This is a genomic window from Vreelandella titanicae (assembly GCF_014697095.1).
In the GTDB taxonomy this organism is placed as follows: domain Bacteria; phylum Pseudomonadota; class Gammaproteobacteria; order Pseudomonadales; family Halomonadaceae; genus Vreelandella; species Vreelandella titanicae.
Genome location: NZ_CP059082.1, coordinates 4183851 through 4194938 on the forward strand (window position 1 = coordinate 4183851; position 11088 = coordinate 4194938).

The 11088-nt window shown below is 56.5% G+C and carries 9 protein-coding genes; 2 read left to right on the forward strand and 7 right to left on the reverse strand.

Annotated features, from left to right (window positions below):
• Window positions 1-70: 70 nt before the first annotated feature.
• The gene (gene yjgA / locus HZS52_RS19375) at window positions 71-592 is read left to right on the forward strand and encodes a ribosome biogenesis factor YjgA (protein WP_039859781.1); all 522 of its coding nucleotides are present in this window, start codon (window positions 71-73) and stop codon (window positions 590-592) included.
• A gap of 36 nt (window positions 593-628) precedes the next feature.
• On the opposite strand, the gene tldD is transcribed toward yjgA, so the two are convergent.
• From tldD to HZS52_RS19410, 7 genes are all read right to left on the reverse strand, one after another.
• On the reverse strand, window positions 629-2080 hold the full coding sequence (tldD, locus tag HZS52_RS19380) for a metalloprotease TldD (RefSeq protein ID WP_190373419.1): 1452 nt from the start codon (window positions 2078-2080) through the stop codon (window positions 629-631).
• Window positions 2077-5928 (reverse strand): YhdP family phospholipid transporter, encoded by a 3852-nt coding sequence (locus tag HZS52_RS19385; protein ID WP_190373420.1) that lies wholly within the window; start codon window positions 5926-5928, stop codon window positions 2077-2079. The genes tldD and HZS52_RS19385 overlap by 4 nt, the downstream gene beginning before the upstream one ends.
• A 2-nt stretch (window positions 5929-5930) precedes the next feature.
• Entirely contained in the window at window positions 5931-7394 is a 1464-nt protein-coding gene (gene rng / locus HZS52_RS19390; RefSeq protein WP_041158045.1) for a ribonuclease G, read from the reverse strand.
• A gap of 70 nt (window positions 7395-7464) precedes the next feature.
• Window positions 7465-8046, reverse strand: coding sequence for a Maf family protein (locus HZS52_RS19395; RefSeq protein WP_041158044.1), 582 nt, complete (start codon window positions 8044-8046; stop codon window positions 7465-7467).
• Window positions 8043-8531 (reverse strand): rod shape-determining protein MreD, encoded by a 489-nt coding sequence (gene mreD / locus HZS52_RS19400; protein ID WP_022523947.1) that lies wholly within the window; start codon window positions 8529-8531, stop codon window positions 8043-8045. Before mreD ends, HZS52_RS19395 begins: the two co-directional genes overlap by 4 nt.
• Complete coding sequence (mreC, locus tag HZS52_RS19405; protein WP_041158043.1) at window positions 8531-9493, reverse strand: rod shape-determining protein MreC; 963 nt, start codon at window positions 9491-9493, stop codon at window positions 8531-8533. The genes mreD and mreC overlap by 1 nt, the downstream gene beginning before the upstream one ends.
• 24 nt (window positions 9494-9517) lie before the next feature.
• Entirely contained in the window at window positions 9518-10555 is a 1038-nt protein-coding gene (locus HZS52_RS19410) for a rod shape-determining protein (RefSeq protein ID WP_007114671.1), read from the reverse strand.
• Between the two features lie 229 nt (window positions 10556-10784).
• On the opposite strand from HZS52_RS19410, the gene gatC reads away from it, so the two are divergent.
• A complete protein-coding gene (gene gatC / locus HZS52_RS19415) occupies window positions 10785-11072 on the forward strand; it encodes an Asp-tRNA(Asn)/Glu-tRNA(Gln) amidotransferase subunit GatC (protein WP_022523948.1) in 288 nt (95 codons plus the stop codon).
• Window positions 11073-11088: the final 16 nt, after the last annotated feature.

Below are 11088 nucleotides of genomic sequence, written 5' to 3' on the forward strand. Positions count from 1 at the left end.
TCATCGGCGAATCAATGTTGTACTCGCAGCTGGTATAATGCCGCCACGAATCTTGTCTGTGAGTCACACTATGCGTAAGCAACGTCCCGATCCCGTTGAAGTAGAAGAACAGGAAGAACGCCCTAGCAAGTCGCAACTCAAACGCGAAATGCATGCCTTACAGGCACTTGGGGAAACCTTAATCGCCATGCGACCGGCGGAACGCGCCCGTTTCCCCCTCTCTGACGATATGCTACGCGCTATCGAGGAAACCTCGCGTATTCGCTCCCATGAAGGTCGCCGCCGCCATATGCAGTATGTCGGTAAGCTGATCCGTAAAGAGGATCTTACCGCCATTCAAGCCGTGTTCGACTCCATCGATCAGGAGCAAGAGCAGCGCGACCACGCGTTCCACCGACTGGAAAAATGGCGGGAACGTTTAATTGACGAGGGCGATGCGGCAGTTGACCTGTTTATGGCGGAGCACCCCGACGCCGATCGCCAGACACTGCGTCAATTGATTCGCAACGCCCAGCGGGAACGCGAACAGGGCAAACCGCCGACCAGCTCGCGCAAGCTCTTCAAACACCTGCGCGAAACCCTCGCACTTTAAAAACAGCTCTTTAAGACCGTTTTTCAAGACCGCCTATCAAGACTGCGTGCCGCCGACGGTCAGCTCATCCAATTTCAGGGTGGGCTGGCCCACACCCACCGGCACGCCCTGCCCTTCTTTACCACACACGCCAATACCGGTATCCAGCGCCATATCATGGCCAATCATGGAAACACGCTGCATCGCTTCCGGCCCGTTACCAATCAAGGTGGCGCCTTTCACCGGCGCCGTCACCTTACCGTCTTCAATCAAGTAGGCTTCGCTGGCAGAGAACACAAATTTGCCAGAGGTGATATCCACCTGCCCGCCCCCAAAGCTCACCGCGTAAATACCGCGCTTAACGCTTTTGATAATATCGCTGGGCTCATCTTGGCCCGCAAGCATGACCGTATTCGTCATGCGCGGCATCGGCAGGTGGGCAAAGGATTCGCGTCGCGCATTGCCAGTGGGGGCCATACCCATTAAGCGGGCATTGAGTTTGTCCTGCATATAGCCAGTCAATATCCCGTCTTCGATAAGCGGCGTGTATTGGCCCGGCGTGCCCTCGTCATCCACGCTCATCGAGCCACGGCAATCCGCTAGTGTCGCATCATCGACAATCGTCACGCCTTTTGCGGCCACGCGCTCGCCCATTTTGCCAGCAAAGGCGGAACTGCCCTTACGGTTGAAATCCCCTTCCAAACCATGGCCGACGGCTTCATGAAGCAAAATTCCCGGCCACCCCGACGCCAGCACCACAGGCATTTGCCCCGCGGGCGCATCGACGGCTTCCAAGTTGACCAGTGCCTGACGCACCGCCTCTTTGGCGTACTGCTCGGCAACTTGGTCATCGCGCAGCTTGGCCATGGAGTAACGGCCACCGCCGCCCGCACTGCCACGCTCACGACGACCATTTTTAACCGCGATAACGCTGACATTAAAGCGCACCAGCGGGCGAATATCCGCCGCCAAGGTGCCATCGCTTGCCCGCACCAGCACCACCTCGTAGGTACCTGAAAGAGAAGCACTCACTTGGCTAATGCTGGGATCCGCGGCTCGGGCGACACGGTCAGCCTGTTTTAGCATGGCGACTTTGTCTTCCGCGCTTAGCCCGGCCAGGGGGTCGATTCCCGCATAGCGCGACATGGCGGATACCGGGCGCACCAACTGTCCAGGCAGACGTTGACCGCTGCGGACGATGCCTGCCGCCGTGCGGCCGGTGTCCATTAGCGCATCGGCCGTTATTTGGTTGGAGTAGGCAAAGCCAGTCTTTTCACCTGCCAGTGAGCGTACGCCGACGCCACCGTCAATATTGTAGCTGGCCTCTTTTACCTCTCCATCCTCCAGTACCCAGCCCTCTTGCCAGGTACGCTGGAAATAGAGATCTGCATAGTCAATGCCCGCGCCCATAGCGTAGCCCAAACCTGTTTCCAGAGCCTCTAAATCGAGCCCTCCGGGGGTCAACAGAATGGCGGCGGCCGTATCTACATCACTTTTATATGCGGTCATTGGGGGCCTTCTAAAGTAACCTGCGGCGAAGTCCAAGGGCCTCGCACGCGATAATGGAGTGTCGTGGCGCGATCTAAGGCGTCGCCAAACAGCTGGTCAGCAAGGAACAGCGCGCCACCCACGATGGGTGCGCCAACGGCAATCGCCGCGATCGGTAAACTTTGCGTCACTGGTAGTGTGACGCCAAGCCGCTGGTCAAGTTCACGCGTCACCAGGTTGACACTGCCGGTAAGCGTTAGGGTGGTGGCCGGAGTATCAATTTGCAATGGCCCGCGCAGCGTCAGCAACTCACCGGTAACATCAGCCGTCCCCTTAACACGGTCAAATGCCGTGCCGCGGCCGGTAACGTCGGAAAAATCCAAGCGTAGACGACGTAAAATATTATCGAAATTGAGCAAGCCAATTAAGCGCGCAGGTGCCGATTCCAGAGTGACAAAGCGGCCATCACGAATGTCGGTACTGATATAGCCATCTGAGCGGCTTAACTCCAACTGCCAGGGCGCCCCCGGCCAATCAAGCGAAGCAGCCACATCGGTACTTCGGCTACGCATGGCCACCGGTTGGTCAAGACGCTCAAGGGCGGTGCCGATGTCGCCACCCTGAATCGTAATGTCCGCACGGGTATGACTGGAAACAGCGTCCCCCTCCCAGTAAAGCTCACCTCGCGCAGAGAGCTGACCCAGGGTTAAGCCAACGGGGGTAAGCGAAAAACGCTCGCCGTCAGTTTTCCAGTAAGCAGTCAAAGGGCCGAAGCGGCGCGGCCCCATAGCAATTTCGGCTAAGCGTAATCGTCCATTGGGCACATCGGCTAGCCAATCAGGAATGGCCACAGGCACCTTGCGCTGGGTGTCGACCGTTTCCATCCAGGAGTCTGGCATCGGAGCATCGCTGTCGTGTTCAACATTGGCTAACGCCAGCAAGCGATCAAGCGCCAGCGCTTCAATGGCCACATCTAACGGTTGCGGTGATTGAGCATCGTACAGTAAATGCCCAGTGACCAGATTACCGCTTAGCCCCAAATCGATCCGGCCATCGTTCACGCCTCCCGACGCGTTAAGGCTGCCTAAACACTCCCTTTGGTAAACCACACAGGGTGTGGCTAACGAGACCGCCAACGGTATTTGAGTACCTCCACCCGACGCACTGAGCAACCCGCTGGGCATTAGCGGTGAAATCGCCTGCTGCCACGCTAGCGGGTCAATGCGAGGTAGGGCAGCATCGATACTAACCCCTGGCTGGGAGGGCCAGTCGGGCAGGCGCACCGCCTGGCTGCCTAAATTTAGCGTCCCGGCAAGCGAGCCATTAAGCTGTTGCAGTCGTGCAGAAGCGATATCGGCTAGGCGGCTTTCGATACGTTTTGTGTCCATATCGGCGGTTAATGTCCAGGGCCAGGCCTGCTGTGGCGATTTTGCAAAGGGCTCGGGAAGATGACTGGTGACGCCGACTAAACGACTCTCCAAGCGCAGGATGGGAGTTGGCGTTAGGGCGACACTGCCCTGCCACTCTAGCGGTCCTTCTAGCGGCATACGCCCTTGACTATCCAACCCTGCAAGCCCAAAAAGCGCCCCAGTGGCGACACTCCCCTGCAGCTGTATGTCGTTGCGTTGAGTATCAATATCAGCGTTGATAGGGCCTCCCAGCAACTGCCCACTAACCTCACCGACGAGACCTGAACTCTTCCCGTTTTGAAGCCAGGCGAGATCCCCCTCAACCGATTGAAGACGTAGATCGAGCGGTTTATACACCACTTCCGGAAAGCGTGGCCGAGCATTGATTTCCAGTTGCAGCGCTTCAGGGTTTGCCAACGGCAACGACAACGCAATATCGCCGTTAACGCCACCCGTTACGCGCAAATCACTTAGTGGGGAAAGATCAATCTCGGGCATTGCCTGTAAAAATGATATCAGCGCTGGCCCATCCGATGTTAACTGCCCCGAAAGGTTGAGCGTCTCATCCTCCATCACCACCTCACCCTCTGAAGCAGTGATGCCATGGCTCTGAGCGTTATCAATTTCAGCTTCTAACACTCTGTTTTGCCACTTTAAGCGCCCCTCGACGTCGTCAAGACGTGGCCAGCCTGGCGCAATCGGCAAATGTCCTTGGGTCACCGCCAGAGCGAGCGTTGCAGTAAAGTCGTTGGCGGTCGCCCCTTCGCCTAATGGTTGGCTAAGCTGTAGGGAGCCCTCGCTCACGTAGCCACCAATATCATTAAGCAGCCATTCGCGAAGCTCGTCATCCATGACGCTGAGCGGCAACCACTGGGCCAGCGGACGCTCAACAGCATCCACGTCACTGAAATTGAGGTCTAAACCAAAATGCCCGCGCTGATTACCCGTCACCAAACCAAAGCCGCCCGCTATCTGGGCGCCGTCCCAGTCGACGCTTAGGCGCTTGCCACTCACCATGGTATTGGGGCCGTCGTATACCCACTCCACTTCCCCTTCAGCACGTCGCAGTTGCATGGGAGCGGCAAAAAACTCAGGAAAGTAGAGAGTGCTTTCACCGTTGCTGCTAAACAGCACGCGGCCGCGTAAATCCCGCGCCTGTACCCAGGCATCCAGCGGGCCTCCGCCCGGTGCCTGCTGCCACGGTGAGACCTCCACGCCGGTTAACGCCGCATCCACTCCCCAGTGACCATCCTGCTGCCCCACGTGCAACCCCTCGACTTGCCCACGGGGAGCAAGGGTTTGCAATACCCGGGTGACGGATTCAGGGAGCAATACGTAGTCACGCCAAGCGGTCAGCGAGGCAAGCTCAAAGGCGCTGGTGCGCACTTCCCACTGTCCTGGTTGGTGGGTGGCATGCCAGTGGCGTGGCAACGCTGGCCCAACGTTACCTCCAGGGGGCTGGGCCCACTCAACGCTCTCCGCGTCGCCGCTTAGCCACGCCTCACCACCTTCGCCGTCGCGCTGCCACAGGCCATTAGCCTTAATATCTCTTAACACCGCGTACTGAACCTGGTGGCGAAGCGTCAACTGTGGAACGTCGACGGCAACACGAGCTTCCTCAAGGCGTCCAGCGCTCCAACGCCCCCATAGCCGCGCACTGCCACCGGCTTGCTCTAAATAGGCGGCATGATCAGGTCGAAACATATCCGCCAGAACCACTAACTGATCAAGCTGAATATCCAACTGCAGTGCTGCCGAAAAATCGCTAAAACCTCGTCGGCCGGGCTGCATTTCGACCTTCATTTCCGCCGCAGGAAGGTCTATATCGCGAGCCTGCTCTAACGATGGGGCAATATTGATGGCGCCCTCTAACCTTGTGCGCCGCTCATCACCGGTCAGCAGCAGTGTCTGAGCATGCAGCATCACGGTGTCGTCTTTGCCGTGCAGTACAACCCGCGTGTCATCCACCCACAGGCGTTGGCGTAGAATCAAGCCCGCCCAGCTATCAATTGTGGCCAGATCCACATCGGGTTCTGCTGCCATCAATAGCGGTAACTCCGCAGGCTCAGGCCACTGTAAAGACCTCCCCGAACCTTGATAGAGGTGAAACTGTGTACCACTGATACGCGCATCACTAAAAATCGGTGCCAGATTGGCAAACGACGCCCAGGTATCTAAGCGCAGCCCCGCATGCTCAAGGGAAAAGAGTGCTTGGCCATCGGGGGTTTCCGCGTTCACCCCGTCAAGCCGTAGCAGTAGATCGCTACGCGCTAGCGATAGCGATAAGCGCTCGATGGTCACCGGCACGCCAATGCGCGCCTCAAGTAACGCTTCAATGTGGGGGGTAAGGGCATCGGATTGGCTGATCGCTAGACGCAGCAGCAACAGCAGCACAGCCGCGCTGCCCAAAAGCCAGGCCGCTATCAGCAAACTCCAACGCACCAGCGAACGAGTCAGCATGGTTACATCAGCACAATATCGTACTGCTCTTGGGAGTAGTGTTGCTCAACCTGAAAACGGATCGTTTTATTGATAAACGTCTCCAGGTCAGCCACTGCCGCTGACTCTTCATCTAGTAAGCGGTCAACAACGGGCTGCGATGCAAGCACCATATAAGTTTCAGCACTGTAGGCACGCTCTTCGCGCAGAATCTCACGGAAAATTTCGTAGCAGACAGTCTCAGGCGTTTTAAGTGTGCCGCGCCCACTGCAGGTTGGGCACGCTTCACACATCGTTTGCTCTAGGCTCTCCCGGGTGCGCTTGCGGGTAAGCTGAACCAAGCCAAGCTCGGTAACACCGGTACACTTGGTTTTAGCGTGGTCGCGCTCTAAGGCTTTTTCCAATACTCGCAACACTTGCCGCTGATGCTCAACATCGTTCATATCGATAAAGTCGATAATGATGATACCGCCCAGGTTGCGCAACCGAAGTTGGCGGGCAATCGCCGTGGCCGCCTCAAGGTTGGTTTTGAAAATGGTCTCTTCAAGATTGCGGTGACCCACATAGCCGCCGGTATTAACATCAATGGTGGTCATTGCCTCGGTGGGGTCAATCACCAGATAACCACCGGATTTCAGCTGCACCTTGCGACCCAAGGCTTTCTGGATCTCATCCTCGACACTGTAGAGATCAAAGATGGGGCGCTCACCTGGGTAGTACTCAATCCGCTCAACGGCATCGGGCATAAACTCTTCGGCAAACTCGACCAGTTTGACGAAGTTTTCCCGCGAATCGATACGCACTTTTTCAATATCGTCGCGCATTACGTCGCGCAGAGTGCGCATAAAGAGCGGCAAATCATCATAAATGACGCTTTGTGGCGTCGCGGTGACTTTACGCTCACTCACCTTACGCCACAGCCGCAACAGAAAGTGCATATCGCCTTTTAGCTCTTCGTCACCTACGCCTTCCGCGGCAGTTCGGACAATAAAGCCCCCCGTCACTTCCAGCGTCTGCTCCGCCACGCTGTTATCCAGCAGGGCTTTTAAACGCTCGCGTTCACGCTCATCCTCGATGCGTTGCGAAACGCCGTGATGCGGCGAGTCGGGCATATACACCAAATAGCGGGAAGGGATCGAGAGGTGCGTGGTTAAGCGCGCACCTTTACTTCCAATAGGGTCTTTGGTCGCCTGCACCACCAACGCCTGGCCTTCATGAAGTAACTGGCCGATGGTCTGCTGCTCATCGAGCGGCGTGCCAGGTGGCATCACTTCGTGGGCATGAATAAATGCCGCCCGCTCTAAGCCAATATCAACAAAGGCAGCCTGCATACCAGGCAACACACGCACTACTTTGCCTTTGTAGATATTGCCCACGATGCCACGCCGACGGGAACGCTCGATCAGTGCCTCTTGCAAAACGCCATTTTCAACCAGCGCGACGCGGGTTTCCATTGGCGTTAAATTGATGAGAACTTCACCGCTCATGCAAAATTCCTTGTTGGTTGACGTATTCCTTGCCAGCGATACAGGCGGCGTTGCCCTCTATTCTAGAGAATTAAACACGCTGCCAGATAGGAACTCCCTGTCGGCATAGCAAGTGCGTCGTCTCATACAGCGGTAGCCCTACCACTGCTGAGTGACTGCCTTGAATCTGTTTTACAAATATGGCGGCTAACCCCTGTATTGCGTAGCCACCAGCCTTATCAGCAGGTTCACCCGTGCGCCAATAGGCAACGATTTCATCAGCGCTTATCTCACGCATTGTCACCTGAGTAGCCACGCAGGAGGAAAGCATACCTTCTGGCCCACTTACCGCCACAGCGGTAAGCACCTCGTGGCACCGCCCCGAAAGCAGCCGCAGCATCTCGGCGCCCTCCTCAGCATTCGCTGGCTTACCTAGGATACGCCCATCGACCACCACAGCGGTATCTGAACCTAGGATAGGCAAGTGGGTAAAAGGGGCTGCTGCCTCGGCTTTGGCAGCTGCTAAGCGCTGCACATACGCTTGAGCCGACTCACCCACCTGCGGTGTCTCATCAATATCACAAGGGTGAACCGTGACCGGAACACCAATGGATGCCAGCAAAGCTCGACGGCGTGGAGAGGCAGACGCTAAACACAAAACAGGCGCAGTCATGAAGCGGCCAACCGACGTTCTAATGCCTGGAACATCGTCGCTAGCCATGGCCATAGCAATGCACTGATCAGCGCGGGAATCAAAAAGGCTAAATGAATCGAAAAATCACCCACGATAGTGCGTAGCCATTGAGCGACTAGCTGCATCAAGCCCAACAGCACCAGCACCAGCGCGGATTGCTGTACCAGTGAATAAGCACGGAAGCGGGGATAGACCAGCGCACACAAGAAGGCCAGCAGTGCATAAATAAGCGCATGCTGGCCCAGCACGGTGCCTTCAATTAAATCCATCAAAATCCCCAGCACAAAGCCATGAAAAACGCCGACTCTGTCGGGTGTGCGCATACACCAGTAGATCAGCATCAGCCCTAACCACTCGGGGCGATATACCTGCCAGCCATCGGCCAGCGGCATCACCTGCAAGCAAAGAGCCAAGACCAAACTAAACCAAATAATCACTAGCGGAACAATCGGTGCTCGTGGCATCAGGGCACCTCTTGAGATGATGCATTTGAGTCGTGCAACGCATTGTTGGGGCTTGTTGAAAGCTGGAGCGAAGAGCGCAAGGCTTCTGCGGAGATATCCAGCGTCTCATCCCAGGCATGCTCTTCTACCTCCTCTCGCGGGGGCGGAAAAAGTAGCAAGAAATGACGCGAGCGCTGCAGTTGAGCCATCGGTTCGGCCGTCACGCGAGCAAAAGGCTGCCCCGGATCGTGAAACACCTCGGTGACTCGCGCCACGGGGTAACCCGGAGGAAAGCGTCCAGCCAAGCCCGATGTGGTCAGTAAATCACCTTCACGGATATCCGCCGTATCAGGTACGTGCATCACATTAACGCTGCTGTAACGCCCCGCTCCTTGGACGATAAAACGTAAGCCATTGCGGTTTAACTGAACCGGCAACGCATGACTGGCATCAGCTAACAGCAGTACCCGACTTGAGTAGGCAGAGACCGCGGTAATTTGCCCCACCAAGCCCGAGGCATCAATCACCGGCTGCCCCACGTAGGTGCCATTGCGATGGCCGCGATTAATCACCATCTGATGACTAAAGGGGTCGTTATCAAGCGACAACAGTTCGGCGGTGATATAAGGAATATCACGCCGCTTCGCGGCTTTTAGTAATTCGCGCAGCTCGCTGTTTTCCGCGGTCAAATTCGCCATTCGCTGACCACGATGGGAAAGGGTGAGAATCTGCTCACGCAGGCGACGATTTTCATCCACCAACGCCTGCTGATCGGAGAGCGCAAGCGACCCCCAATTCAACAGGTCGCTAGGCACACTGACGACCCATTGAATAGGAGCAACGACCATCGACATTTGCGCGCGCACTTTCTCCATACGCGTGAAATGCTGGTCGACAAACATCAATGCACTGGCGGCCAAGACGCAAAAAAACAGCCGGTAGCCCGGCAGTGGCCCGTGCGAAAACAGCGGTTTAATAGGCAATCCCCCCGCAATTAACCGCTGCGATTAGTCGCTCGACAGCAACTCAAAGGTGTGCTGATCAATCATTTCCAGCGCCTTACCACCGCCGCGAGCAACGCAGGTCAACGGGTCTTCGGCAACAATTACCGGCAACCCTGTCTCTTCAGCGATCAGCTTGTCCAGGTCGCGCAACAGCGCCCCACCGCCCGTTAGCACCAAGCCTCGCTCAGCGATGTCGGATGCCAACTCAGGCGGTGACTGCTCAAGGGCGCTCTTAATTGCGGCCACGATAGAACCCAGGGTTTCTTGCAATGCTTCCAGGGTTTCGTGGGAATTGAGCGTGAAGCTGCGTGGAATGCCTTCGGCCAGATTACGACCGCGCACGTCAATTTCGCGCAGTTCGCCACCGGGGTAGGCGCAACCAATCTCTTCCTTGATGCGCTCGGCTGTCGCTTCGCCTATCAGGCTGCCGTAGTGACGACGTACATAGGCGGTAATGGCCTCATCAAAGCGGTCGCCGCCCACCCGAATCGATTCGGAGTAGACCACGCCGTTGAGTGAAATAATCGCGATTTCAGTGGTACCACCACCGATATCCACCACCATCGACCCCTGCGCTTCATCAACCGGAAGGCCAGCGCCAATTGCCGCCGCCATGGGTTCTTCGATCAAGAACACCTCGCGGGCACCTGCCCCTTCGGCAGACTCACGAATCGCCCGACGTTCTACTTGTGTTGACATGCAAGGAACGCATACCAGAACGCGTGGACTGGGGGTTAAGAAGGTGCTTTGGTGAACTTTACGGATAAAATGCTGAAGCATCTGCTCGGTGACGGTGAAGTCGGCAATAACGCCATCTTTCATCGGCCGAATCGCGGTAATATTGCCGGGCGTACGCCCCAGCATTCGCTTGGCATCAGTACCAACTGCCGCGACGCTGCGCATATTGCCAGACTGGCGGATAGCAACCACGGACGGCTCATCGAGCACGATACCGCGACCGCGAACATAAATCAGTGTGTTGGCCGTACCCAAGTCGATCGATAGATCGCTGGAAAACAGCCCCCTCAAACGTTTAAACATGGATGTTGTTACCTAGTGCAGACCGGGAACCCTGTGCGGATGCAAACGGTATCACCGCAACCCCCTGGCAGCAAGCACGAGTCGCGCCTAACACTGCCCGTTAAGGCCAAGATGTGGTACCTTTTGCGGCTATTTTCCACGTCTGCAACACAAGACGTTTTTTTGATATCGGTATGTATACCGCTTAAAGCCGATTATGTTCCATCACGTTTATGAGGAAATATCGATCATGGCGCTTGAAGAATCTCATGTGCGCCGGGCCGCTCACTTGGCCCGACTCGCTGTCAGCGATGACCAAGCCAGCGGCTTTGTAGACGACCTAAGCCGGATTCTGGACATGGTCGACCAGCTACAAAGCCTCGATACTGAAGGCGTTACGCCGCTCGCCCATCCGCTAGATGCGACCCAGCGACTGCGCGCCGATGAAGTGACGGAAACCAACCAGCGCGACACGTTTCAGCGCTGTGCTCCGGCAGTGGAAAATGGCCTGTATCTCGTGCCCCGCGTCGTTGAATAAGTACGCTGAGTAACAA